Source organism: Actibacterium mucosum KCTC 23349 (assembly GCF_000647975.1).
GTDB lineage: Bacteria > Pseudomonadota > Alphaproteobacteria > Rhodobacterales > Rhodobacteraceae > Actibacterium > Actibacterium mucosum.
Genome location: NZ_JFKE01000002.1, coordinates 15,743 through 40,923, shown reverse-complemented (window position 1 = coordinate 40,923; position 25,181 = coordinate 15,743). Strand labels below are relative to the sequence as shown.

Here is a 25,181-nt window from a genome sequence, read left to right as displayed (position 1 = left end):
GGACAACGCAAGGGAGGTCGTCAAGCCGGGTCGCGGCCTTCCATGTAGACATTCAGGTCAAAGCTGTCGGCGTTGTCCTGCGTGATGACAGCAAACCCATTGTCCATGAACGGAATCTGCACCGGGTTGAAACCGCTGGTTTTCCAATCGTTGAAAGGATCAAACACGTCCGAGCGGTTGGCAAGGTGTACGGCCATGAAGCCCATGAAACCCTGCACACCCTGGTTCGGGTTCAGCGCCATGTGGATGTTGCCCGCGCGGATATGTTCCAGCGTAGTGGGTGTCACGTCGGCATGCATGATCAACAGGTCCGAGCTTGCCTCCATCTTGGCAGCCACAGCGCCTTCGGCTGAACCCGCTTCGGGGATCCACATCGCGGCAACGTTAGGGTTCGCCTGAATGATCGACGCGGTGGCGCGGTAGGCGGCGTTGCTGTCCTGATTGGTGGCCTGGCGACCAACCAGCTTCATGTTCGGATAGTTCTCTTCCATGTACGCGATCAATGCCGTCACGCGCAGATCGTGGTTGGACTGGCCCGGGTTTTCCAAAACCGCATACTCGGCGCTGTCGCCAACTTGCGACACAATCTCCTCGGCGGCGAACTTGGCCTCGGCCAGGTTGTCCGACGTGATATAGGCCGTACGGTTCGATTTCGGGCTGTCCGCCGCAAACGTCACGATCTCGGTGCCGTTTGTGATCGCCCGATTGATCGGCTCGATGAATGGGTCGGACTGCATCGGATGCAACAAAACGCCTGCGGGGGTCTTGATCAGGTCCTGCTCGAACGAGGCGATCTGTTTGGTGATGTCATAGTCGGGCGTGCCAGAGAAAACGGTTTCGCAGCCAAACGCCGCAGCTGCTTGTTTGAACCCCTGATACACCGGCACCCAATACGGGTGGCCCGAGACCATGACGTTCATGACATAGGTTTCGCCCGGTTCGCACATAATACCCTCGGCCTGAGCCGGTGCCGACACAGACAATCCTGCCGCAAGGGCCGTTGTTGCGAAAATTGCTTTAAACTTCAGATGCTTCATGGTTCTCCTCCCAAATTCGATCTGCTTGTTTGTCCCAACCCAAACAGCCTCTACGAGCCGTGAGTGCAAGAAAATTCAAGACGCGCTTTTTGTTGCGCAGTCTCATTGGATAGACCGAAAAACCCTCAACTCAACACTATTTGAAAAAATTGTTGAATGTTGAAAAAAATTTCAGGGCGACCTTAAGACGGGCTTCTCCGCGCAGGACCAACCCAAACTCGGTCTCGGGAATTCCCGATCCACGCGAGGGTGGATCGCGCCACGGGAATAGCCAAAATTTCCGGGACCTGTGCCGAGAACTGAACGTTTTCTGGCTTACGTCTTAGGCGCGCAGAATTTGCGGTAAAGAAGTTCGATGACACCGAAGACCGTTGGGTCGGCAATCGAATAATAGACCTGGCGCCCGTCACGCCGTGCCTGCAGAAGGCCTTCCGACCTTAGCCGTGACAGATGTTGAGAAACGGCAGATTGGCTGGCGCCAACCTGCGCTTCGATGGATGCAACGGATTGTTCGCCGCCAACAAGACTGCACAACACCTTCAATCGATCAGGATGGCCAAGCGATTTCAGGAACTTGGCCGCCTGCTCTGGCGCATCGGGTGCCGCCCGCGCAAACGCAAAAACGGCGTCGTCAGTTGCTTCGAATTGCGCATCCATCGTTTCGTTCACATCCTCTTTCGTTGTTAGAAAATAGCCTTGAGGCGAAAATATTCAACTTTTTTAATATTTTTCCTTGAACGAATTGACACATTAGGATTTTATAATATGTATGCCACAGATCATCTGGAGGTCACCGATGAAACCCCAAGTCTCACCTTTCTTCGACGAGGCCACATTCACCGCCTCGTTTGTTGTGACAGACCCGCAAACCAATCATTGCGCAATTATCGATTCCGTTTTGGATTTTGACTATGCGTCCGGTCGGACCGACCTTCGCTCGGCAGACCAAATCATCGAATTCGTAAAGAAGAACGCGCTGACCGTTGACTGGATTCTGGAAACCCACGTCCACGCCGACCACCTGAGCGCTGCCCCGTACCTGCAGGAAAAACTGGGTGGCAAAATTGGCATCGGCGAGAAGATCACCGTCGTGCAGGACACATTCGGCAAGGTTTTCAATGCGGGAACCGAGTTTCAGCGCGACGGCAGTCAATTCGACAAGCTGTTTGTCGAAGGAGACACATTCTCGGTCGGCATCTTGCGGGCAACTGTCCTGCACACACCGGGTCACACGCCCGCCTGCCTGACTTATGTCATCGAAGACGCAGCCTTTGTGGGCGACACTCTGTTTATGCCGGACTTTGGCACCGCGCGCGCGGATTTTCCCGGTGGATCGGCTGAAACCCTATACGCATCGATCCAGAAACTGTTCACCCTGCCCGACGAGACGCGTGTGTTCGTCGGCCATGACTACAAGGCTCCGGGCCGGGATGAATATGCCTGGGAAACCACAATCGGTGCACAAAAGGCATTGAACAAACACGTCGGACAGGGACGCGGGCAGGAAGAGTTCGTGGCCATGCGCAACCAGCGCGACGCCGAGTTGGACATGCCAAGACTGATCGTTCCGTCGCTTCAAGTGAACATGCGGGCGGGCCAAATGCCCCCGGCAGAAGACGACGGAAATGTATACTTCAAAGTTCCCGTAAACAGGCTCTGAACACATGATAGAACAAAGTTACATCTACGGGCTGATTGGTGGCCTGATCATCGGATTGGGCGCTGCCCTCTACTTGCTGGGCAATGGCCGCATCATGGGGGCCAGCGGCATCATCGGCGGGTTGGTTGATGGCTCTGACTGGGGTGACTGGCTGGGCCGCACCCTGTTTCTGGTTGGCCTGATTGGCGCGCCCTGGTTGGCGCTGACCCTGACGGGGACCCAGGGGACGACCAATATCACCTCTAACCCCGTGGTCATCGTGGCGGCCGGCGTTCTGGTTGGCTTTGGCGCACGTTTGGCCAATGGCTGTACCAGCGGGCACGGCGTCTGCGGGATCTCGCGATTTTCGCTGCGCGGGATTGGAGCCACTGCGTTTTACCTGTTTGCCGGTGGCGTAACCGTTTTGCTGTTCAAACACATACTGGGAGTCATCTGATGCGCGGTATTCTTTCTTTGGCATCTGGATCCTTGTTTGGTCTTGGCCTTTTGATTTCGGGCATGGTGGATACCAAGCGCGTGCAAGGGTGGCTGGACATCTTTGGTGACTGGGATGCCACGTTGGCCTTTGTTCTGGGCGGTGCGATCCTGCCCATGCTTGTAGCGTGGCGGATGACGGAAAAGCTCAAATCGCCAATGGCTGGTGGCACGTTTCCGGCACCGGTTGAGCAAAAGATCTCTGCCGATCTGGCCGTCGGGTCGATGATTTTCGGAGCAGGCTGGGGTTTGGCAGGGCTGTGCCCCGGTCCCTCCTTTGCCTCGCTCAGCTTCGGCGGCTGGCAAGGTTTGCTGTTCGTAGGAGCCATGATCGTTGGCATGCTTCTGGCCGTGCCTGCGAAACGCATGCGCCTTGTGGCAAGCAGCGCGTAACCGGAATGTCGAACAGGCCAACGTTGCTGTACCGCTACCTACCCGTAACAAGATGGGCAGCGGCCTATAACCGCGACAGTTTAGCAGCAGACACGATTGCGGCGGTCATCGTGACGATCATGTTGATCCCGCAATCGTTGGCCTATGCCCTGCTGGCGGGATTGCCGCCGGAAATCGGCCTCTATGCCTCGATCGCACCTTTGGTCATCTACGCGGTGTTTGGCACGTCGATGACCTTGGCGGTTGGGCCTGTCGCCGTTGCCTCGTTGATGACCGCATCTGCCATCGGCGAGCTTACGGCGCGCGGGACACCCGAATACCTGGGAGCCGCGATTGCGCTGGCCCTGATCTCGGGCTTGGTACTGGTTGCGATGGGGATCGCGCGGCTGGGATTCCTGGCCAACTTTCTAAGCCATCCGGTGATTTCCGGATTTGTGACCGCCAGCGCTCTTATCATTGCTGTTGGACAGCTCAAGCATATCCTTGGATATGACATCCATGGGCACAATCTGATCGAACAGGTGACCAGCCTTGTGTCGGGTATCGGCGGCACAAACTTCTGGACCATCATATTCGGCAGCGGCGTGGTGGCGTTTCTGATGTGGACACGGCAATCGTTGGCACCCGTTTTGAAGCGTTTAGGTCTGTCGAAACATCTTGCGGGCAGCCTGTCCAAAGCCGCCCCGGTTCTGGCGGTTGTGGTGACAACTGTTGCGGTCTGGGCTTTTGATCTGCAGGGTGCAGGCGTTTCGGTTGTTGGCGACATCCCCCGTGGCCTTCCCACACCGGCGCTTCCCGCCTTCGATGCCGCACTCTGGTCTACCCTGTTCGTGCCTGCCCTGCTTATTGGCGTTGTGGGCTATGTCGAGACGATTTCGGTGGCACAGACACTGGCCGCCAAACGGCGGCAACGCATCGACCCGGATCAAGAACTGGTGGCACTTGGTGCTTCGAATGTCGGATCGGCCATGTTTGGCGGCTTTCCGGTCACCGGCGGTTTCTCTCGTTCGGTTGTGAATTTTGACGCCGGCGCGCAGACCCCGGCGGCGGGGGCATTCACCGCCGTTGGCATCGCTCTGGCAACGGTGTTTCTGACGCCGCTTTTGTTCTTTTTGCCCAAGGCCACCCTTGCCGCAACAATCATTGTAGCAGTGCTGTCGCTGGTTGATCTTGGCGCAATCACACGCACCTTTGCCTATTCGAAATCAGATTTCACCGCGATGGTTGGCACGATCTTGGGGACGTTGCTGCTGGGTGTCGAAATTGGCATCGCTGTTGGCGTGCTGTCGTCGCTGGTCTTGTTCCTTGCACGCACGTCACGGCCGCATTCGGCCATTGTTGGCCGCGTACCCGGCACCGAACATTACCGCAATGTCGACCGCCACGAGGTCGAGACCACGCCACAAATCCTGTCGCTGCGTGTCGATGAAAGCCTGTATTTCCCCAATGCCCGCTTTCTGGAGGACACGATCAACGACGCCGTATCGAAGAACCCGGAAATCCGCGACGTTGTCTTGATGTGTTCGGCAGTCAACTTCATTGATGCCTCGGCGTTGGAAAGTCTCGAACAGATTGACCACCGCCTGCAAGACGCCGGGCTAAAGCTTCACCTGAGCGAGGTGAAAGGCCCGGTTCAGGATCGGTTACAGAAAACCGATTTCTTCAAGCATCTGTCCGGCAATCTGTTTCTCAGCCAATTCGAGGCGGACCAGGAGTTGAGGTGTTCCACGAACAGGGATCCTGTGCGCACCTCTTAATGTGGCTTGTGGCACATCAGGTTGTGTTGCCCTGCACCAACTGGGTATCCAGCACGGTTTGTTCGGCAATGTCTTCACCGTTCAACAGCGAAACCACGGCTTTCGCTGCCACCTGGCCAAGGCGCTCGCGGTTTACATCAACTGTGGTCAGCCGGGTTCGCACAACCTGCAACAGCGACGTGCCATTGAACCCTGCCACGGCCACCTGATTGGGCACATCATAGCCATTGTCATGCAGCCACGACAAAGCCCCCAACGCTATGGCGTCGTTCAGACAATATATGGCGTCGGTCTCGGGGCGGGTTTCCATCAACCTTGCAACCAGCGTCTGGCCAGTTTCCCCCCGTCTGGGCAAAGCTTCGTCCGTGACCTCGAACGGGACGACACCAAACGCTTGCAGCTTTGACTTGAAAGAGTCGAACCGTCGCGCGGCGCAAAGATCTTTGGACAGTTCAGCCCCGATATAGGCCGGTGCTTTGAAACCGCGATCAACGAAATGCTGCGCCACGAGGGCCCCGCCGGCCTCATGGCTGGGCGAGACACTGCCATCGAAACCGGACTTGGAATCATCCCAGATTTGCACAATCGGACATTGCCAGTTTTTCAGCATCCGAAACGCGGCCTCGGACCGGTTGATTCCCCCCGTCAGGATGATGGCAGCGGGCTGCAACGACAAAACCGAACGAATTATGTCCTCTTCCAATTCCGTGTCGAACTGGTTCTCACCGATGAACGTCATATACCCGTGCGGGCGCAAAACCTCGTTTATTCCGCGCACAACATCGCCGTAAATCGTGTCGTTAATCGATGGTAAGATTACAGCGACGATATCACTGTTCTGCGAGCTCAGAGATCCGGCCAACCTATTGGGAACATAGCCCAAATCCCGCGCAGCAGCGGTGACGCGATCCCGCGTTGCCTCAGAGATACTGCCCGTATTCCGCATCACCTTTGACGCCGTCATCTGGCTGACGCCAGCCTGTTTGGCCACGTCGGCAAGGGTGACCCGTTTCTTTGCGCGCGCTTCGTTGTTCATCCCTTTGACTTAACACAAGTTGCCTGTCTGCCAACTCTTGACAGTCGCAAAAGTTATCGATAACTCAACACTTAGGTTATCGATAACTTTAGCCTGTGGAACACCCGGGGAGGAGCAGCCGTGCAGAGATTTCTGCGAATTTTGTGGTCGTGCGTTGATGCATTCATGGTGGCGATTTTGCTGGCCATGATCGGCATGGTCTTTCTGAACGTTGTGCTGCGTTACGGGTTTTCATCGGGTCTGCGCGAAGCGATCGAGTTGTCGCGGCTCAGTCTGGTTTGGCTGGTCATGGTGGGGGCCGCGGTGGTGATGCGCCGGAACGAACACCTGGCCGTGCGCGAGATCCTGAACCTGTTCCCCCGCCCCGTCGTGATGTTCCTGCGCCGCCTGGCTTACGTAATCATCCTGGCCGCTGTCCTGATGATGTTCTGGGGCACCTTCCGGCAGACCACGGCGAACTGGCAGAATATTTCGCCTCTGACCGGGCTGCCAACGGGGCTTTTCTATCTGGCTGGCATCGTCTCTTCGATCCTGATGACCGCGATATCCCTTGCGCGGATTTATAACCCCGACGCCAAGCTTGACGGTGGTCTGGATGCGGATCTTGGCACCGAGGGCCACATCTAATGACTTTGTTCATCTTCCTCTCTGTCCTGCTGGTTGCCATCATTCTTGGCCTGCCGGTTGCCTTTTCGCTGCTGTTGGCCGCGATGGCGCTGATGGTGCATCTGGACATGGTCAGCGTCGACATCATGGGACAATCCCTGATCAACGGCGTAAACAGTTTCCCCCTGCTGGCCATTCCCTTCTTCCTCGTTGCAGGCGAAGTCATGTCGGTCGGCGGGCTGTCACAACGCATCGTGCGCCTTGCCACGGCACTGCTGGGCCATCGCCGGGGCGGCCTGGGCTACGTGGGCATCTTCACCGCCGTTCTGATCGCGGGCTTGTCAGGCTCCGCCGTTGCGGATGCCGCGGCGCTGGTCTCGATCATCTATCCAATGATGCAAAAGGCCGGCTACCCCGAGGGGCGGTCCATCGGTCTGCTTGCCTCGGGCGGGATCATCGCGCCGGTCATTCCCCCGTCGCTGCCTCTGATCCTGATCGGCGTGGCGGGCAGCATCTCGATCAAGGACCTGTTTCTGGGCGGCATCGCACCCGGCCTGATGATGGGTGCAACTTTGGTTCTGCTTTGGGGTTTTCTCATGCGGAACGAAGACCTCGACGTGCTGCCTAAGGCCAGCCGTGCCGAGAAGTTGGCCGCATTTCGCGACGGGTTCTGGGCCTTGCTTTTGCCCCTGATCATCATTGGCGGCATCCGCTTCGGTGTGTTCACACCAACCGAGGCCGCTGTGGTCGCTGCCGTTTATGCCATCGTGATCTCAACCCTCGTCTATCGCGAGCTCTCGCTGAAACAGTTCTATCATGTGCTGGTCACCGCGGGCCGGTCCACGGCGATGGTCATGTTCCTTGTCGGCTGCGCCATGGTGGCGGCCTGGCTGATCACCATCGCGCAATTGCCGCAGCAGCTGGTCGAGCTTTTGGGCCCGCTGATCGACAACCCGCGCCTGCTGATGCTGGTCATCATGCTGTTCGTGTTGGCCATCGGCATGGTGATGGATCTGGCCCCCACCGTCCTGATCCTTGTACCGCTGCTTATGCCCATCGTCCGCGAGGCCGGCATCAACGAAGTCTATTTCGGGCTGATGTTCGTGATCAACACGTCCATCGGGCTGATTACCCCACCGGTTGGGAATGTTTTGAACGTGGTGTGCGGCGTCAGCCGTGTGCCCCTGTCACAGGCTGTTCGGGGCACTGGCCCCTTCATCCTGGCTTACATGGTGCTTTTGGGCCTGTTTATCGCCGTTCCCAGCATCATCATCGTTCCGATGGAATTCTTCATTGGAAAATAAACCCTTAGGGAGGATCTACCATGACCATTAAAACCACTTTTGCAGCGCTTTGCGCGGCTGCCGTGCTGGCTGCGCCAGCGGTCGCCGAGACCAAGCTGCGCTTTGCGCACCCCACGCCCGAGGCTGACATTCAGCATCAGATGGCCGAGTTCTTTGCCGACAAACTGGCGGAACGCACCAATGGCGATCTGTCGGTGCAAATCTTCCCCGGTGGGCAGCTGGGTTCGGACGCTCAGGCCATCGACGGCGCGCGCTCCGGCACGATCGACATCACCATTGCCGGCCTGAACAACTTCACCGGCCTGATCCCCGAGGCCGCGGCCTTCACCTTGCCCTTCATGTTCCCCACCCGCGAGACCGCCTATAAGGTGCTGGACGGCAATGTCGGCCAGACCGTTGGCGCCGATCTGGAACAGTTTGGCCTGATCCTGCTGGGCTACCCGGAAAACGGGTTCCGCAATATGACCAACAACGAAGGTCCGATCCGTGTTCCTGCCGACGTTGAAGGCCTGCAGATGCGCGTGAACAACTCGCAGGCACTGTCGGATATGTTCCAGGCGCTGGGTGCAAACCCGATCCAGCTGGACGTCAACGAACTGTACACCTCGTTGGAAACCGGTGTTGTGAATGCACAGGATCACCCGATCCCTGTCACCCTGTCGTTCCGTTTCTACGAGGTTCAGGATTACCTGTCCCTGACCCGCCACGCCTACTCTCCGTTGGGCTGGGTGATGAACAAGGCCAAGTTCGACAAACTGTCCGCTGAAACCCAGGCCGTGTTGATGGAAGTGGCCGCGGAATCGGTGGCCTTTCAGCGCAACCTGGCCATCGAGGGCGAAGAGGCCATGCTGGCCACCCTCAGCGAGTCGCTCGAGATCAATGATGACGTCGATGGAGCCGCTTTCCAGGCGGCCGTGCGCCCTGCATGGGACGGCTTTATCGCCACGCATGGTGATGGCCTGATCAACGACATCCTGGAAGCATCGGCCAACTGATCGGCTTGCAAGTCAACGGTTCAGGCGCACCACTGTGCCTGAACCCCTCGCCCCTGAACGGGGCTGTTTCACGGGCACCGCACATGATCACCCGATACGCCATTTTCGAAGGCGAGATCTCCGACGACCAACGGCACAATTTCGAGGCCGCAGTCCTGCAGCGGCTTTTGCCAGCGGTTCGCAAATTGCCGGGATTGAACTCGGCCGCAGTCAGCTTTGCGCGCCGGCGCGATCCGGGGGCGCCGGGTATCGTGATGTTTCTGGTGACCACCTACCCCGATCTGGCGTCGGTTGATGTCGCCACACAAGCGCCCCAACGCAAGGCGGCCCAGCAGGTGACCGATGCGATCTTTGCTGAGTTTGCGACCTGTACAATCCACCACCACGTCACGGAAACGCGCGAGCTGCGCCGGTGACAACAACGATGCGAGGTCAGACGCGCTGGTTTCCCGTACTGCCCCGGATCACCAATTCAGACCGATAGCGCCGCGTTTCGGTTTGGCCGCGCCGCCCGGCAATGCGGTCCATCAACATCGTCGCGGCATCCTTCGCCATCAACTCGATCGGTTGCTGCACCGTTGTCAGGTCAACGATATCCCAGCCCGACATCTCAATCCCGTCGAAACCGACCACCCAGATATCCTCGGGCACGCGGCACCCCACGGCCTTCAACCCGTTCAAGACCTGGATGGCAATCAGATCATTCCCGCAGGCAATTGCCTGCGGCCGGTTCTCGGACGAGCCGATATCCATTCCCAGCTGCCGGAACACGTTCTCTTGAAAGGCCCGTTGGAAATAGAACTCGGGCAACAGCGACAATCCCGCCTTTTCCAACCCCTTGCGGAACCCGGCCTCGCGGTCGACAAGCGTCGTTCTGTCCAACGATCCATTCACGAAGGCGACCCGGGTCTTGCCGCATTTCACAAAATAATTGGCAACCTCTTCGCCGCCGCGCTCGTTGGTCGAAACCACCTGATCATAGTCGACACCGTCGACTGTGCGGTTGATCGATACAATCGGAATCTGCGCGTCCAACGCCGCCTGAACGGCGCGGGTCTGATGGCTGGCAGCCGTAAACACCACCCCGTCAACCATGCCCGATTCGACCGAGCCAATCAGGCTCTCCTCGCCGCTTTCATCGGTATTCCAGACGACAACGCGGCGATTGTTGGCCGCAAACTGGCGCGAAAGTTCCTCCAGGATTTCGGGCACAATCGGATTGGTGATTCGCGAGACGGCCACGCCAACCGTCGAAGACAGGCTGGTACGCATCGCCTGCGCAAAGGCGTTTGGCCGGTAACCTTGCTGTTTTACAACGGCCATTACCTTTTCGCGCGTGGCCGGCTTCACCCCGTCCACACCCGACAAAACCCGCGACACCGTCGCCTGCGAGACCCCCGCAAGCCGAGCGATGTCCGTACTGCTAAGTCGCTTTGTTTTCGTATTCATAGAGTGAACATATAGACAAGTTCGAGCCTTTTGGAAAAAGAAAATTACTATTGTATACGTATTCATTTCTGCTATGAAAAAATTGAGACGACCAAAAGGACGGGCGATGGAATACGAGATTCAGTTATTGGTGGCGCTGGCTGTCGGGCTATTGATCACCGGCGGTATTGCCGGTGTTTTGGCGGGATTGCTGGGCGTAGGTGGCGGCATCGTTATCGTGCCGGTCCTGTTTTGGCTGTTTGACCTTCTGAACGTTTCCCCGGCCGTGGCCATGCACCTTGCCGTCGGCACGTCGCTTTGCACGATCATCCCCACTTCGATCTCCTCGGCCCGCTCGCATCACAAGCGCGGCGCCATCGACGTGGACATGCTGAAATCATGGGCCCCCCTGATTTTCCTGGGCGCGTTGACCGGCGGCATTCTTTCCAAGGTTCTGGATTCCAGCCACCTGACCCTGATCTTCGGCATCATCGCGTTGTTGGTGTCGATCAACATGGCCACGCCAAAGACGCTGGTGATCGGGCAGTCCGTGCCCGGCGGCCCCGTTGGCAAGGGCGCGATCCCGTTCAGCATTGGCGGTTTTTCGGCGCTGATGGGCATTGGCGGCGGTACGCTGTCGGTCCCGGTCCTCAGCGCGTTTTCGTTTCCGGTGCACCGCGCTGTGGGCACTGCCTCGGCCTTTGGGCTGGTGATCGCCGTTCCGGCCGTATGCGGGTTCATTTGGTCCGGCCTTGGCGTCGCCGATCGCCCGCCCTATTCGCTGGGATTTGTCAGCGTTCCGGCCGCTGTCTTGATTTTTTCGGTCAGTGTCCTGACCGCTCCGCTGGGGTCAAAGCTGGCACACAGCCTGAACCCAAAGCGTTTGAAACTGGTTTTTGCCCTGTTCCTGTTCCTGACCGCCATCAAGATGCTGTGGTCAGTGTTCATGGCCGCAAGCGCGTGACGGGCACCAAGAGAATACGGGCGAACGCCCCAAATAACGACGTAATCGCAATGCTGTCATTTTAAGGGAGGATACCAAGATGACATCGAAGACAAGCCGCCGCGCTTTCCTGACCGCAACCGCCGCAGGGGGTGCAGCCACACTTGCCGCGCCGGTCTACGCACAAGGCAAACGCACACTGAAAATGGCCACCGGCTGGCCCAAGAAATTCCCCGGCCTGGGCGTTGCTTCGCAGCGGATTGGTGACGCGATCACCGCCGCCTCGGATGGCCGCCTGACGGTTCAGGTGTTCGGCGCGGGTGAACTTGTCCCGCCGTTCGAGGCCTTCGACGCCGTCGCCTCGGGCGCGGCTGACCTGTATCACGCTGCCGAATACTACTGGCAGGGCAAATCAACTGCTTTCAACTTCTTTGCCGGTGTACCCTTTGGCATGACCACGGCCGAACACAACGCCTGGATCTATCACCGTGGCGGGCAAGAATTGTGGGAAGAAGTGTCGGCGTCGTTCGGTGTCATCGCTTTCATGGCAGGCAATTCGTCGGCGCAGGCAGGCGGCTGGTTCAACAAGGAAATCAACTCGGTTGATGACCTGAAGGGCCTGAAAATGCGCATCCCCGGTTTCGGCGGCAAGGTGATTGACGAGGTTGGCGGTACCGCCGTGACCCTGCCGGGTGGCGAGATCTTCTCGGCGCTGCAATCGGGTGCAATTGACGCCGGCGAGATGGCCGGCCCGTGGATCGATCTGGGCTTTGGCTTCTACAAGGCGGCCAAGTATTTCTACAACCCCGGCTTCCAGGAACCAACTTCGGCCGAAAGCCTGGGCGTGAACCTTGACCTGTGGAACGACATGTCCGCCGCCGATCAACAGATCATCAAGTTGGCTGCAGCGCAGGAAAACGTGATGAACCCTGCAGATTTCATCGCCAACCACTCGCGGTCGCTGGACATCCTTCTGAAAGAACACGGGGTAGAGCTGCGCTCGTTCCCGGATGAAGTGATGATCGAACTGGGCAAAGCGACTAAGAAGGTACTGGACGAAGCGGCCGCCGCCGATCCGATGACCGGCAAGGTTGCCGCCAGCTATATGGCGTTCCTCGACGAGGCCGCAGGCTGGACCGAGCAATCCGAGCAGGCCTATCTGCGCGCACGGTCGCTGGCCCGCGCCGCTGGCTAAAACTGGTTGGGGAGGGGCACCCCCCTTCCCACACCCAATACCAAGGGAGGGAGCGAATGGTCATTCGGACCATCGAACAGGTGAACCGTGTTCTGGGGCGCATTGCGGCCTATTGCGCGTTGGTGATGATGCTGGCGCAGGTCTTTTCGGTCGTTGCGCGCTATGTATTCAGCTATGGCATCATTTCGGTTCAGGAAACCGTGGTTTATGGCCACGCGCTGATCTTCCTTCTGGGTTCGGCCTTTGTACTGCAGGAAAACGCCCATGTGCGGGTCGACGTCTTTTACGGGGCGGTCAAGGCCCGCACGCGGCGAATGATCGACATCGTCGGTCTGGCCTTTTTTGCGCTGCCCGTCGCCCTTCTGATCCTTTGGTACGCCTATCCTTACGTTGCCCGGTCGTGGTCAACACTCGAGGGCTCACGTCAGGCGGGCGGGCTGCCCGCTGTATATCTACTGAAATCGGCAATCCTGATTTTTGCGGCCTCGATCGCGCTGCAGGTCATTGCCACGCTGGCCCGTATCTTTGGCGGTAAAAACTGGGGTGAAAACACCGATGTCGTCTGAAGTTCTTCTGGTCAGCTTTCTGTTCCTCGCCGCCTTTGGCACGGTACTGGGGGGCATCCCGGTGGCCTTTGCCTTGGGCGGCGCAGGGATCTGGATGGCCTTTGTCGCGCAATTCTTTGGTCTATTCGACTTTTCCACCTTCGCCGCCGTCCCCTCGCGGATTTTCGGCACAGCCATGTTCAACGAGGTGCTGACCGCCGTGCCGCTGTTCATCCTGATGGGCGTCATCATGGAGCGCAGCCGGGTCGCCGAGGATCTGCTGACCAATATGGGCCGGGTCGCCAAACGTCTGCCCGCGGGTTTGGGCATCTCGGTCACGTTGGTGGGCGCGCTGCTGGCGGCCTCCACCGGCATTGTCGGCGCAACGGTTGTGGCCATGGGCCTTCTCAGCCTGCCAACAATGTTGAAACAGGGGTACAGCCCCTCCTTGGCGTCGGGCTCCATCTGTGCGGCCGGGACGCTGGGTCAGATCATCCCACCCTCCATCGTGCTTGTATTTCTGGGCGACCAGCTGTCGGGCGCCTATATGGAAGCGCAACGCGAGATCGGGAATTTCTCGCCTGATCCCGTGTCAGTCGGCGACCTTTTTGCCGGGGCCATGATCCCGGGGATCGGGTTGGCCTGCCTTTACATGCTGTATCAATTTGTCATCGGCCTTCTGCGCCCGCAGGACTGCCCACCTGTCAAAGACGACGATGACGACATTATCACCGCCGGGCAGATCATGTTTGCCCTGATCCCGCCCATCACGCTGATCATCGCGGTTCTGGGGTCGATCCTTGCCGGCATCGCCACCCCAACCGAAGCCGCAGGTGTGGGTGCGACCGGCGCCCTGTTGCTGGCCGGGTTGCGCCTGTCCGCGGATCAAGGCAGGCCGGTCATCCGCCTGCTTATCGGGGTCAGCATCGTTGCCGCCTTTACCCTTCCGCTGCTGCGCAGCGTTGCCGACCTGCGCATGACCGTAGAGGTCGTCACCACGTGGAACATCATCTGCTTCGTTCTGGCGCTGGCCGCCAGCACAGTTCTGGCACTGGGGATCATCGCCTCGCTGCTTGTGCTGCTGCGCGCAAAGTTTCTGGACCAGATCGTGATGAACACCATGCGTGTCTCAACCCTGGCATTCGCGATCCTGATCGGTGCCACGATCTTTTCGCTGATCTTCCGCAGCTTTGGCGGTGACGAGGTGGTCACCCACGCGATGGAGCAAATTCCCGGTGGCACTTATGGCGCGCTGATCGCGGTGTCCCTGCTGGTCTTTGTACTGGGCTTCTTCCTGGATTTCATCGAGATCGTTTTCATCATCATGCCCATCGTGGCGCCGGTGATCCTGCAATCGGACATCAACCCGGTCTGGTTCGGCGTCCTGATCGCGATGAACCTGCAGACATCGTTCCTGACACCACCTTTCGGTTTTGCCCTGTTCTATCTGCGCGGCGTTGCCCCACCCGAGGTGAAAACCATCGATATCTATCGCGGCGTGCTGCCCTTCATCGCCATCCAAATCGCGGCTTTCATATTGGTCTTCAGCTTTCCCGCGCTGGCCACGTGGCTGCCATCGGTCATCTATCGCTAGAGGTTCCATGACATATCTCACACCCAACGTGAAAATCCCGGCCACAGGCGGTCAGATGGATGGTTTTCTCGCGCGCCCGGACGGATCGGTGAAGGGTGCCGTGATCATGCAGGTCGAACTGTGGGGGATGACGGCGCATATGCAAGAGGTGGCCGAGCGTCTGGCCGACGCGGGCTATGCCGCCGTCGCCATTGACCTGTTCCGCGGTGCGCGCCCGCCGGTGCCCACCGACCCGGTCGAAAAGTGGTCGGACACGTTCCAGGGGTTCGACGATATCCGTGCAACCCTGGACAGCCGCCATACACTTGATTGGCTCTTGCGCGGTGATGCCGGGTTCGACGCCGGTGCGGTATTTGCATGGGGGTTCTGCATGGGCGGGCGTTTCGCGCATAACCTTGCCGCCTGCGACCCGCGCCTTGCGGGGGCGATCAACTTCTATGGCCGGGTGAATTTCCCGCGCATGGAGACCAAGCCATTTCTTCCGATCGAAATCACCCGTCTGATCGAATGCCCGTACCTTGGTGCCTTTGCCGAGGTCGACGACCTGATCCCCGATGCCGATATCGCACGTATGCGCGCCGATCTGGCCGGGAACTCCAATGCGCTGATCGAAGTGTACGAGGGCACCGAGCACGCCTTTTTCAACGACCACCGCGACGCCTATCACGCCCAGGCCGCGGAACGTGCCTGGCGACAGGTGATTGCCTTCCTTGGCCGCCATGCCGGTTGACCTGCACGATGTTCCCTGCGGTGATATCACGATCCGCCTGGGCCTTGCCGGCAGTGGACCGCCTTTGCTGTTTCTTGGCGGCACCGGGTGGGATCTGCGCCTGACGCCAACGCCGCTGCAATCACCATTGACCAAGCATTTTACAGTTGCCCTGTTTGACCAGCGCGGTCAGGGGCAATCCGACAAACCGCCCGGCCCCTACTCGATGCAGGGTTATGCCCAAGACGCGCTGGCGGTTGTTGACCATCTGGGGTGGCGGGCCCCTGCTGTCGTCGGATACTCGTTCGGCGGCATGGTCGCGCAGGAATATGCCATTCGTTTTCCAGACCGCCTGAGCAAACTTGTGCTGGCGGCAACCGCCCCCGGTGGCGCCGGCGGGTCCTCTTTCCCCGTGCACGAATTGTTGGGCCTGCCCAAGTACGAGCGCGCACGTCAGGGCTTTCTGGCGTCAGACAGCCGGTTCAAGGCGCTGGAACAGGACGATCCCCAACGCGCTGCCGACATGATCCGCAAACGTGCGCAAACCCAGACGCAATTCATAGACGAGCCGGGCGCATTTACCGGCCTGCGGGCTCAATTGGCGGCGCGCAAGCTGCACAACTGCTATGACCGCATGGACCAGATCACCGTTCCGACCTTGATCCTTGCAGGGGAAAGCGACCTGCAGGCGCCCATGTCCGCGCAGCACAAAATGCTGACCAAGCTGCCGCGCGCCGTGTTGAAAACAGTGGCGGGCGCGCATGGGTTCTTGTTTGAATCCAGCGACGGCTACGATGCGATCACCAAGTTCCTGAAAGCCTAGACCAGCCCGCCTTTCAACCAGCCCAACGTGGCGTCTGTCGCACCGTCTGGCTTGTACTCGGCACCCAACGGATGGGCCCAGTCGCACGCTGCGATTTCCGCGAAAACATGGGCGTAGTTCACCTCGCCATGATCGGGTGCGCCGCGATCGGGGACCGACGCGAACTGAATATGCCCCACCAGCGGCAACAAGGTATTCAGGCGGGTGACTATGTCGCCTTCGGTCCGTCCCACGTGATAGCAGTCAAACATCAGTTTCAGGTTGGGCGCAGCAAGCTCGGCGATGATCGCCGCCGCCTGATCCGTGTGGGTCAGGAAATAGCCCGGCGCGTCGTGGCGGTTCAGCGGTTCGATCAGTATGGTGATGCCGTGCGGTGTTGCGGCCTGCGTGGCATAACGCAGATTGTCCAGAAACGCGGCATGGGCAGATGCGCCGTCGGCGAACCCAGCCATCACGTGAACCGCACCTGCGCCGATTGCCACCGCATAATCCACGGCCTGGTCTATCGCCACCTTGGCCTCGGCCTCGCGGCCCGGCAACGCTGACAGGCCGTTTTCCCCCGGCGCACCACGCACCGTGTTCAGGCCCAACATCGGCAAACCCGTCTCGTCCAACGCGGCCCTGACATCGGCGGCGGGCACGTCATACGGCCAATGGCACTCGACCGCATCAAATCCGGCAGCCTTGGCCGCACGGATCGCATCGGGCAAAGGGCGGTCATTCCAAAGAAAGCCCAGATTGGCCGAGAACCTCATACATCCCACTCCACGTTGAATTTTTTGACCAGCGCCTGCACGTCTTCTGGTGTCAGGGCCGTTGGGTTCATCCCGCGGGTCATCATGGCCAGGCGCGCGGTCTCTTCGAACTCTTCGATTCCATTGCACGCAGCATCCAGATCACCGGCCGAAACAACCGGCCCGTGATTGGCCAGCATGACCGCCGCATGTTTGCCCTCCAGGGCCCGCACCGCCGCACCCATCGCGTCGTCTCCGGGCAAAAAGAAGGGCAACAGCTTCACCTTGCCCAGCTTCATGATTCCATATGGTGTCAGCGGCGGCAGGAAGTTGTCAGGGTCCACACCCGGCAGCATCGACAAAGCGACCGAATGGGTCGAATGCAGATGCACCACCGCGCCCACATTGGCTCGCGTGTCATAGAACGCGGTATGCAGCGGCATCTCTTTGGTGGGCTTATCACCATCGATCAGATTGCCCGCCGCGTCAAACCGGCTCAGCCGCGCGGGATCGAGCCGCCCAAAGCTGGACCCGGTGGGCGAGACCAGCAACCCGCCATCAGGCGTGCGGGCCGAGATATTTCCGGTGGTCCCACCACTAAGCCCCCGGTCAAACAGGGATTTCGCGTGCCAGCACATGGCCTCGCGCAGCTTGGCTTCGTCGCTCATAGGGCCTCCAACGCGTCGGTGAAAAAGGTTTCGGCACCAAAATTCCCGGATTTCAATGTCAGGGCAATGTCATGCCCCGCGCTTTGGCAATAAGTCCACGGAACACCCGGTGCGATCTCGACCCCGATGTTCAGGCGCGCCGCCCCCAGCGCCTTGGTCACCGCGCCCGAGGTTTCGCCCCCCGCCACCACGATGCGCCTTGCACCGGCGTCACGGGCCGCCACGGCGCAGGTCGACAACGTGTCTTCGATCAGGGCGCCGGCCTCGGCCACGCCCAGCTTCTCTTGCGCCGCGCGCACACTGTCGGGGTTGGCCGTGGCATAAATCAGCGGTGCGGCGCCAAGGTCCTGCGCGGCAAGCCAGCTCAGCACCGCGTCACTGCCTTGCTCGGCCAAGGCCAGGGGGTCCAGTTGATAAGACGGCGCGCCGCGACTTGTGTATTCAGCGACCTGCTTGTTCGTCATGGCCGAGCAGCTGCCCGACAGCAGGATCGCCCCCAGCCCCAATTCCGGTGCCGTGGCCCGAGGTGCATCGGCCGCCAGTGTTCCATCGGCCAGGTAAAGCCCCGGCAAGGGCATGGCCACGGCGCTGCCGCCGGTCATCAGCGGCATGTCGCGACAGGCGCTGGCGATGATGGCCAGATCGTCATCGGCCACCGCATCCACAACCACATGGGCCACGCCCTCATCCGCCAGTGCCGACAGTTTGGTCGCCAAGGCGTCCGCCCCCTGCGCCACGGTCAGCCGGTCGGCCAGCCCCACGGGCCGCGTCACCTGCGGTGCCAGAAGGCGCATCAGATTGCTGTCGCGCATCGGCGTCAGGGGGTGATCCTTCATCGGGCTTTCGGCCAGCGGCTGCTGCCCCACAAAAAGGTTGCCCATAAAGATCGACCGTCCGTTTTCCGGGAAAGCCGGGCAATAAATCGTCTGATCGGTACCCAGATCCGCCATCAACGCCTCGGACACAGGGCCGATATTGCCCTCGGCCGTGCTGTCGAAGGTCGAGCAATACTTCCAGAAAAACCGTTGCGCGCCAGCGGCTTGCAGCCATTTCAGCGCGGCGCGCGTCTCGTCCACCGCCGCCGCAACCGGTGCGGTGCGCGACTTCAGCGCGATCACCTCGAACGGCGCGGTATTCTGGGGCGGGCTGTCGGGCACGCCGATGCGCAGCGACACCTGCACACCCGACCGCGCCAGCAGCCCGGCCAGATCCGTCGCCCCGGTGAAATCATCCGCGATACAGCCCAGAAGCGTGGTCATCCCTGTTCTCCCGGCAACGTCAGCCCGGCATTGCGGGCGTAAACCTTGGCCACGGCGGCATCGTCTTCCCAGCCATGGCCCATGCCTGCGGCTGCCACGAACTGCTGCAACGCGGCGGCAGTGATCGGTGCGCTGAACTGCGCCGATTTGGCGATGTCCAACACGATCCCCAGATCCTTGGGCCAGATATTGACCGAGCTATGGGGCGTATAATCGCCCGCCACGATATGCGGCGCGCGGTTTTCCAACATCCAGCTGGTGCCCGCGCATTTGCTGATCACCTCGACGAATTTTTCCGGCGTCACGCCCTGGGTCATGCCGAAGGTCAACGCCTCGGCCATGGTGGCGATATGCACACCGGCCAGCAGTTGGTTCACTGCCTTCATTGCACTGCCGGCACCAGCGGCATCGCCCAGTTCGAACACGGTTTCGGCCGTGGCATCCAGCACCGGCGCGGCGGCCGCGAATGCGTCAGCCGTGCCCGAAGCCATGATCGACAACTGTCCACTGGCCGCCTTGGCGGAACCGCCCGAAATTGGCGCGTCAAGGTAATGCACGCCCTGTTCGGCACAGCGATCCGCCATGTTACGGGCAAACGCAGGTGGCACCGTGGCGCAGGCCAACACAACCGCGCCGCTTTTCAGGTTCGCCACCACACCGCTTTCACCAAAAAGCACCGCCTCGGTCTGCGCTGCATTCAGGACAACCACCACAACGGCATCCAAATCGCCCGCCACAACGCCCAGGTCCCCCGCGGCCCCGCCCTCGGCCCGAAACCGCGCAACGGCATCCTCGTTTATGTCGAACCCGTATGTCTCATGCCCGGCCCTCAGGATCGACGACGCAATCCCGTAACCCATTGAGCCCAAACCAATTACGGCCGCCTTGATTTTCGCCATTTGCCTTCGCCCTTCATCGCCGCGCAGGGCGGTTTGGCCGCGCTGCATCAAATATGTTTACGTAAACATCTTGGGCCGTGTCTATGTGATTGCAAGCACTCCGTCAAGCAAAAGGGCAAGGACATCGGCCAACCGCACCAACCTTCCCGGGCGCAATTCCAAGCCGGAAAACGAGAATGAACCCGCTCACGACAAGCAATGGCAGCCTTATCTTTTTTGGACTTTCGGATTGTTTGGTGCCGCTGAAGGGACTCGAACCCCCGACCCCATCATTACGAATTTTGCCGTCTTTGTGTTGGACTTACCCGGACCAAACCCTCCGAAACCACATAACTCTTTCCGTTTAAACTACTTTTTTGGATAGTGGTCTTGGATGGTGCCAGACAGCACAGGAGAACGTTTGACGTACATTCCCTACTAATCCCCTACTAATCGAGCACAGTCCGCCCCATGCACGGCGGTCCGCAGCTAACAAAATGTCCAGATGTGCCTATGATGGGCTAAGAAAAATGGGGCAATAGGAGACCGTGAAGCGTGTCGAGTGAGAATGAGCATCTAAGAGACATAGCAGCATCCACTTTGGAAAGCCTTGCACGAATTTCTGAAAAGGCACGCGTTGCGCTAACGGATGCGCGCCGAAATCCTGCCTCTGCACTTGCACAGATCAATACACTCAACGACGGACAAGCAATTGGAGCCGGGGCTGGAATATCTCAGGACCTAGCAGAGGGCTACCAAAGGCTCGTCATCGAACCTGCCTTGGCTCGCGTCTCGGTTGTTGATGAAGATGGGAACGAAAAAACCTTCTACTTTGCACGTCAGTCCACTGTATCGGGCATTTCCAATTTTGCGAGCTACAAAGCACCAATCGGAAGACTGGCATCGCAGGACATTGGAGACACATACTCTCTGCCGAATGGCGTAGAAGTTGAGGTGACCGAAAAGCTAATATTGCATCCTCTGCAAGTCGATGGAGACTGGGACTCCGAGCGGACAAGAGCTTTCTTTGAAGACGCGCCTGCTTCTCTCATCGCGTCGCTCCGAGACCTGCTTACGAAGTCCCCGAAAGATAAAGACGACTACGATCCTTTTGCCGACTGGGATTCGGAACACAGCGGCATCAGTGATGACCTCCATCGCGAGGTTTTGCGCGGAATAAGCCTTCGGGATCAGGCCATCCTGGACAAAACTCAAGACGAGTTGTTCCGCATGCCTTTGCAAGCTCGTTTGATGCTGAAGGGTCCGCCAGGCACTGGTAAGACGACCACGCTGATCCGAAGGCTGGGCCAGAAGCTGCAACTGCCTGAAGAGATGGCCGAAGACATTGGGACTGTCCGCCAGGCTCGGTCGCTGAACGAAATCGAACACAAAGACAGTTGGTTGATGTTCACGCCAACCCGACTGCTTGAACTCTACCTTCGCGAAGCATTCGGAAAGGAAGGCGTTCCTTCTGATAACTCAAAGATCGTCACTTGGGAGGCCTTCCGAGAGCCAGTATCCAAGAATCACTTTCGATTACTCCGTAGTGGAAGTAGCGGAGGTGGCTTTGTACTAAGACCATCCGTTCGCCATGAAACCGATCAGGCTCGAAATGACATGATCGGCTGGTATGAAGACTTTGACGCCTGGCAAAAGAAAACGTTCTTTACGCAGTTGGTTGAAGCGAGCAAATCGGTAGCTCTGAGCGAGCAAGAGCATCTACAAACTATTGCAAACAGCGCATTCCAAGCATTGGGTGGCAAAGAAGAAGGTAGCTTGTTGCCCGTCTTTGTGGACCTTCAGGAAATAGCAGAAAGTCTTCAATTGTGGATTGGCGAACGTCGGTCGGCGATAAGAGGTCGCTTGGATAGGCACCTGAGAGGACAGATCAATAGAGATCGTTCGTTTGCTGGCCAATTTCTTCATCAGATCGAAAGCCTTGAACGGGAAGTCGAGAATGATCCGGATGAAGAAGATTTGCTGCCTGATGAGGACATCGCTCGGCCGACTTCTCGAGGGGAGCAGATCGCATTCTCGACTTTTCGAAGAGCCATGCAGGCCTTTTCAAGGAGTGTTGCGCAAAGCCGCACGCTGCCCAAGGGTTCACGGAATGCTCACCTACTGGAGTGGCTGGGCGAACGAGCGCTTCCGCGCGACGAAGCTCGTCAAATAGGGCAAGAACTTCTTTTAATGTCTCAAGTCAGTCTTCTTGCCGATCCTGTTAACCGATATTTCCGAGGATTTTCGCAAAGATATCGAGCATTTCGGCGAGAAAACTTGGAGGGGTGGTACGCACCGGAAGGCCTTGAGGCTTCCGCATTGTCATCGCATGAACTTGACCTGCTCTTCCTCGCCTACCTTAAAAGTGCCAACAACCTCTTGGCTCGCCAAGCCGTTTCCCGTGGAATTGAAAGCCGCTACTGGACACGTCTTAGAGACGTTGCGGAGCTCTTTCGCAATCAGATTGTCGTGGATGAAGTCACCGACTTTTCGCCTTTGCAGCTCGCGTCTATGTACGAGCTGGCACATCCGGACATTCACTCCTTCTTCGCTTGCGGGGACTTTAATCAGAGACTAACTCGCTTCGGTGCATCGTCAGAAGATCAGCTCCGTTGGGCTATACCCCAAATTGAACTTAAAGCAGTCAATGTCGGGTACCGGCAATCACAACGGCTTGCCGAGTTCTCTCACGACTTGTTGTTGGCTATGTCTGGTGAAGAAACCGAAGTCCATGCACCTCAGTTTGGTTCGCACACAGGAGTTCAGCCGGTACTCTTTGAAGGAGGATCAGACACAGATGAAACCTCCAAATGGCTATCCGCTCGAATCCTAGAAATTGAACGGTCGATTGAAACGCTGCCTTCCTGCGCGGTTTTTGTTCCGGACGAGTCAAATGTTCAACCTGTTGCAGAAAGCCTCAACATGCTTCTGGAGCCAGTAAATATTAGAGCCAAAGCCTGCCCCAATGGTGAGGTCATCGGCAGAGAAACAGAGGTCCGAGTGTTTGCGATTGAGCACATCAAAGGGCTTGAGTTTGAATCTGCGTTCTTCGTGGGGTTGGACGTTCTTGCGTACAATGAGCCAGACTTATTCGACAAATACCTCTATGTGGGCGCAACGCGGGCAGCAACCTACCTGGGTTTGACTTGTGAGCGCCACTTGCCGGAACGCTTGGCACCGCTGAGGGATCGATTTGTAGAGCAGTGGGCTTCTTGACTCGTGAGCATCGTCAAGGGCTAATCTGTCTCGGCCATGGACCAACAACGTGATGTGTGTTGTTGCCCGGCTTGACTGCAGCCGATGTGATGCAATTGGCAAAAGCGCTTTATGTGTTTAGCGATCCCGCATCGCCTAAACAAAAAGCTTCGGCGGGAGAACAGGATTGCCCAATCGACCTGCAGTTGTTGCACGACATGTCGGCCAGTCATGGCGGACGCCAAACAAGCTGCGTAACCCTGAAAAATGGACCACCTCCCCCTATCAACGGGTTTATATCTAGAGCGTGGGGTGCAGGTCCCGCGCGCCGAGTGCATGGGCGGAAGGATGGCCGTCGAACGAGATTCGAAGACCGGCCATTCGACGGGGTTACTCTAACACCACCATCCATGAAACCCGGCCCCACGCGCGCGCGCGCCCGAGGACACCTCAGACAACTCCAGACTACCTTGGACAGGCTTGGATTGAGTGACCTCATGTCATCTATCTATCTGATTTTCATTGTATATTTCTGACTTTGCCCCATATTGAGGGTAGAGAGTCAGGAGGTCACGATGCCCGCTTTTCACTTCACCAAACGCTCTGTGGATGCGCTGGAAAAGCCGACGAACGGCCAGATTCTTTATCGCGACACAACGCTCAAAGGGTTTGGTGTGCGGGTAGGTTCAGCGTCAAAGGTCTTCGTTGCCGAAGGACAAGTGAACCACCGGACACGACGCGTGACCATTGGGCGTGCAGACGTGATCAGTGTGGAGGAGGCTCGAAAGCGCGCATTGGGTATTTTGAGCGATATGGCGGCCGGTTTAGACCCTAATGCAGAAAAGCGTCGCCTCGCGCAGGAAAGCCTGACCCTCAGCCAAGCCTTTGACCGATTTTTCGAAACCCGCAGCAGCCTTGCGAACAGTACCCGCGAAAGCTACCAACGTACTGCAAATCTCTACCTGAAAGACTGGAAGCGGACGTTAGTCACTAGCATCACCCGGCAGATGGTGCTCAAACGCCACCAGCGCATCGCAAAGGAGCATGGTGAAGTTACTGCCAACAATGCAATGCGGCACCTGCGCTCGGTATACAATGTGACAGCGGCGGCCTATGATGATTTCCCGGCCAATCCAGTTAGCATCCTAACGCAGGCGCGCACTTGGTACCCAGAGCGGCGGCGGCGCGGAGTAGTATCGGCCCAAGACTTGCCGGACTGGTGGGCGGCCGTAATGGAAGAGCCCGACTACGCGCGTGACTTTCTCCTCATCGCAATGTTTACCGGTATGCGCCGCAATGAGATCGCCGCGCTCCGTTGGGAACAAGTGAGTTTAGAAGAGCGCGCTTTGCACATCCCAAAGACAAAAAACGGAGACCCGTTAGACCTACCGCTGGCTGACTTTCTGGTGACCCTACTGCGAAATCGGAAAGAACAGGCGAATAGATCGCCCTGGGTGTTCCCGAGTTTTGGTAAGACAGGTCATATCGTTGAGACCAAAAAGTTCACGGCCCGTGTGGCGGAAAGGAGTGGAGTCAGCTTCACGCTTCATGACCTCCGTCGAACCTTTATCACTATTGCGGAGAGCTTGGACATCCCGCACTACGCTTTGAAACGGTTGTTGAACCACCGCCTTTCGGGCGACGTGACCGCCGGCTACATTGTCAGCGATCTCGAGCGGCTGCGCGGGCCTGTATCGCTGGTGGCGGCTAAGATTCTGCAGAATGTCGAGGGGCGCTTAGAACAACCAGCGCGCATAGCCAGCTGACCTCGGAGTTGGCTTTTGTCAAATAAAACAGATGGTTGATATAGAGGCTTCTATTGCGTATAATAAGAGTGCGAAAAGAATCTACCCATAAGCGGTTTCGCATCCGTGGGGCGGTTTAAGTCCGTAGTCGCGACGGGGAAGTCAAATGGCCGGTCCTTGTAGATCGAGCTAAACTTCCGGGG

At 58.4% G+C, this 25,181-nt stretch carries 24 protein-coding genes; 16 read left to right on the top strand and 8 right to left on the bottom strand.

What is annotated here, in order from left to right; all coding sequences use genetic code 11:
* Window positions 1–20: 20 nt before the first annotated feature.
* Both ACMU_RS03480 and ACMU_RS03475 read right to left on the bottom strand, forming a co-directional pair.
* On the bottom strand, window positions 21–1,037 hold the full coding sequence (locus tag ACMU_RS03480; RefSeq protein WP_051587894.1) for a substrate-binding domain-containing protein: 1,017 nt from the start codon (window positions 1,035–1,037) through the stop codon (window positions 21–23).
* Window positions 1,038–1,352: 315 nt separating this feature from the next.
* Window positions 1,353–1,706 (bottom strand): ArsR/SmtB family transcription factor, encoded by a 354-nt coding sequence (locus ACMU_RS03475; RefSeq protein ID WP_236626185.1) that lies wholly within the window; start codon window positions 1,704–1,706, stop codon window positions 1,353–1,355.
* A gap of 127 nt (window positions 1,707–1,833) precedes the next feature.
* On the opposite strand from ACMU_RS03475, the gene ACMU_RS03470 reads away from it, so the two are divergent.
* From ACMU_RS03470 to ACMU_RS03455, 4 genes are read left to right on the top strand one after another with little or no spacing between them, the layout of a single operon-like run.
* On the top strand, window positions 1,834–2,697 hold the full coding sequence (locus ACMU_RS03470) for an MBL fold metallo-hydrolase (RefSeq protein ID WP_035256272.1): 864 nt from the start codon (window positions 1,834–1,836) through the stop codon (window positions 2,695–2,697).
* A 7-nt stretch (window positions 2,698–2,704) separates the two neighbouring features.
* A complete protein-coding gene (locus ACMU_RS03465; RefSeq protein ID WP_035257362.1) occupies window positions 2,705–3,133 on the top strand; it encodes a YeeE/YedE family protein in 429 nt (142 codons plus the stop codon).
* Window positions 3,133–3,564 (top strand): DUF6691 family protein, encoded by a 432-nt coding sequence (locus ACMU_RS03460; RefSeq protein ID WP_035256262.1) that lies wholly within the window; start codon window positions 3,133–3,135, stop codon window positions 3,562–3,564. Before ACMU_RS03465 ends, ACMU_RS03460 begins: the two co-directional genes overlap by 1 nt.
* Window positions 3,565–3,569: 5 nt before the next feature.
* Entirely contained in the window at window positions 3,570–5,321 is a 1,752-nt protein-coding gene (locus tag ACMU_RS03455; RefSeq protein ID WP_035256260.1) for a SulP family inorganic anion transporter, read from the top strand.
* A 16-nt stretch (window positions 5,322–5,337) separates the two neighbouring features.
* Here the strand turns inward: ACMU_RS03455 and ACMU_RS03450 are convergent, their stop codons facing one another.
* The gene (locus ACMU_RS03450) at window positions 5,338–6,357 is read right to left on the bottom strand and encodes a LacI family DNA-binding transcriptional regulator (RefSeq protein WP_035256257.1); all 1,020 of its coding nucleotides are present in this window, start codon (window positions 6,355–6,357) and stop codon (window positions 5,338–5,340) included.
* A 120-nt stretch (window positions 6,358–6,477) separates the two neighbouring features.
* Here ACMU_RS03450 and ACMU_RS03445 point away from each other — a divergent pair, with 120 nt between their 5' ends.
* The 4 genes from ACMU_RS03445 to ACMU_RS03430 all read left to right on the top strand — a co-directional run bounded on the left by ACMU_RS03445 (window position 6,478) and on the right by ACMU_RS03430 (window position 9,678).
* The gene (locus ACMU_RS03445) at window positions 6,478–6,984 is read left to right on the top strand and encodes a TRAP transporter small permease (protein WP_035256256.1); all 507 of its coding nucleotides are present in this window, start codon (window positions 6,478–6,480) and stop codon (window positions 6,982–6,984) included.
* A complete protein-coding gene (locus ACMU_RS03440; protein ID WP_035256254.1) occupies window positions 6,984–8,267 on the top strand; it encodes a TRAP transporter large permease subunit in 1,284 nt (427 codons plus the stop codon). Before ACMU_RS03445 ends, ACMU_RS03440 begins: the two co-directional genes overlap by 1 nt.
* Window positions 8,268–8,287: 20 nt before the next feature.
* Window positions 8,288–9,262 carry a DctP family TRAP transporter solute-binding subunit gene (locus tag ACMU_RS03435; RefSeq protein ID WP_035256251.1) on the top strand — a complete coding sequence of 325 codons (975 nt, stop codon included), beginning with the start codon at window positions 8,288–8,290 and terminating at the stop codon, window positions 9,260–9,262.
* An 83-nt stretch (window positions 9,263–9,345) separates the two neighbouring features.
* Entirely contained in the window at window positions 9,346–9,678 is a 333-nt protein-coding gene (locus ACMU_RS03430) for an EthD domain-containing protein (protein ID WP_035256249.1), read from the top strand.
* Window positions 9,679–9,694: 16 nt separating this feature from the next.
* On the opposite strand, the gene ACMU_RS03425 is transcribed toward ACMU_RS03430, so the two are convergent.
* Window positions 9,695–10,711, bottom strand: coding sequence for a LacI family DNA-binding transcriptional regulator (locus tag ACMU_RS03425; RefSeq protein ID WP_035256246.1), 1,017 nt, complete (start codon window positions 10,709–10,711; stop codon window positions 9,695–9,697).
* 106 nt (window positions 10,712–10,817) lie between these two features.
* Here ACMU_RS03425 and ACMU_RS03420 point away from each other — a divergent pair, with 106 nt between their 5' ends.
* The 6 genes from ACMU_RS03420 (at window position 10,818) to ACMU_RS03395 (ending at window position 16,499) form a co-directional block, all read left to right on the top strand.
* Window positions 10,818–11,654 (top strand): sulfite exporter TauE/SafE family protein, encoded by an 837-nt coding sequence (locus tag ACMU_RS03420; protein ID WP_035256243.1) that lies wholly within the window; start codon window positions 10,818–10,820, stop codon window positions 11,652–11,654.
* Between the two features lie 79 nt (window positions 11,655–11,733).
* Window positions 11,734–12,828, top strand: coding sequence for a TRAP transporter substrate-binding protein (locus tag ACMU_RS03415; protein ID WP_035256240.1), 1,095 nt, complete (start codon window positions 11,734–11,736; stop codon window positions 12,826–12,828).
* A gap of 56 nt (window positions 12,829–12,884) precedes the next feature.
* Window positions 12,885–13,394 (top strand): TRAP transporter small permease subunit, encoded by a 510-nt coding sequence (locus ACMU_RS03410; protein ID WP_035256230.1) that lies wholly within the window; start codon window positions 12,885–12,887, stop codon window positions 13,392–13,394.
* Entirely contained in the window at window positions 13,384–14,967 is a 1,584-nt protein-coding gene (locus ACMU_RS03405) for a TRAP transporter large permease (protein ID WP_035256229.1), read from the top strand. The genes ACMU_RS03410 and ACMU_RS03405 overlap by 11 nt, the downstream gene beginning before the upstream one ends.
* Window positions 14,968–14,974: 7 nt before the next feature.
* The gene (locus tag ACMU_RS03400) at window positions 14,975–15,697 is read left to right on the top strand and encodes a dienelactone hydrolase family protein (protein ID WP_035256226.1); all 723 of its coding nucleotides are present in this window, start codon (window positions 14,975–14,977) and stop codon (window positions 15,695–15,697) included.
* Window positions 15,687–16,499: an alpha/beta fold hydrolase gene (locus ACMU_RS03395; protein ID WP_051587891.1), complete on the top strand. Its 813-nt coding sequence runs from the start codon at window positions 15,687–15,689 to the stop codon at window positions 16,497–16,499. The genes ACMU_RS03400 and ACMU_RS03395 overlap by 11 nt, the downstream gene beginning before the upstream one ends.
* Here the strand turns inward: ACMU_RS03395 and ACMU_RS03390 are convergent.
* From ACMU_RS03390 to ltnD, 4 genes are read right to left on the bottom strand one after another with little or no spacing between them, the layout of a single operon-like run.
* The gene (locus ACMU_RS03390; protein WP_035256224.1) at window positions 16,496–17,254 is read right to left on the bottom strand and encodes a hydroxypyruvate isomerase family protein; all 759 of its coding nucleotides are present in this window, start codon (window positions 17,252–17,254) and stop codon (window positions 16,496–16,498) included. The two genes, ACMU_RS03395 and ACMU_RS03390, sit on opposite strands and share 4 nt — an antisense overlap.
* Window positions 17,251–17,901, bottom strand: coding sequence for a 3-oxo-tetronate 4-phosphate decarboxylase (gene otnC / locus ACMU_RS03385; RefSeq protein ID WP_035256222.1), 651 nt, complete (start codon window positions 17,899–17,901; stop codon window positions 17,251–17,253). The genes ACMU_RS03390 and otnC overlap by 4 nt, the downstream gene beginning before the upstream one ends.
* Window positions 17,898–19,160, bottom strand: coding sequence for a 3-oxo-tetronate kinase (gene otnK, locus ACMU_RS03380; RefSeq protein ID WP_035256219.1), 1,263 nt, complete (start codon window positions 19,158–19,160; stop codon window positions 17,898–17,900). The genes otnC and otnK overlap by 4 nt, the downstream gene beginning before the upstream one ends.
* Entirely contained in the window at window positions 19,157–20,059 is a 903-nt protein-coding gene (ltnD, locus tag ACMU_RS03375; protein WP_035257357.1) for an L-threonate dehydrogenase, read from the bottom strand. The genes otnK and ltnD overlap by 4 nt, the downstream gene beginning before the upstream one ends.
* 534 nt (window positions 20,060–20,593) lie before the next feature.
* Between ltnD and ACMU_RS03370 the strand changes: the two genes are divergently transcribed.
* Window positions 20,594–23,254 carry an ATP-binding domain-containing protein gene (locus ACMU_RS03370; RefSeq protein ID WP_035256217.1) on the top strand — a complete coding sequence of 887 codons (2,661 nt, stop codon included), beginning with the start codon at window positions 20,594–20,596 and terminating at the stop codon, window positions 23,252–23,254.
* Window positions 23,255–23,808: 554 nt separating this feature from the next.
* Window positions 23,809–24,999, top strand: a complete 1,191-nt coding sequence (locus ACMU_RS03365) for a tyrosine-type recombinase/integrase (protein WP_035257354.1) — start codon at window positions 23,809–23,811, stop codon at window positions 24,997–24,999.
* The last annotated feature ends 182 nt before the right edge of the window (window positions 25,000–25,181 follow it).